Source organism: Mordavella massiliensis, assembly GCF_016901695.1.
Classification (GTDB): domain Bacteria; phylum Bacillota; class Clostridia; order Lachnospirales; family Lachnospiraceae; genus Claveliimonas; species Claveliimonas massiliensis_A.
On the sequence record NZ_JACJKS010000104.1, the window covers coordinates 1 to 259 of the forward strand.

General features: G+C 52.1%; 2 rRNA genes. Both read left to right on the plus strand.

Features of this window, described 5'->3' with window-relative positions:
- Positions 1-62: ribosomal RNA gene (locus tag H6A20_RS13295) — 16S ribosomal RNA — on the plus strand; the annotation flags it as partial.
- A 90-nt stretch (positions 63-152) separates the two neighbouring features.
- Positions 153-259, plus strand: a 5S ribosomal RNA gene (gene rrf / locus H6A20_RS13300); the annotation flags it as partial.

Consider the following 259-nt stretch of genomic DNA (forward strand, 5'->3'; position numbering starts at 1 on the left):
TAACTGGGGTGAAGTCGTAACAAGGTAGCCGTATCGGAAGGTGCGGCTGGATCACCTCCTTTCTAAGGAAAAGAAGTAAGGACCGTTGTCTATTGCTCAGCTATCAAGGGGAAAAGAGAATCATTTGTTCCGTCAAAAGAACGGATGATACTGCTGGTGGCGATGCGCTTAGGGGGCACACCCGTACCCATCCCGAACACGATGGTTAAGACCTAAGCGGCCGATGGTACTGCACTGGAGACGGTGTGGGAGAGCAGGT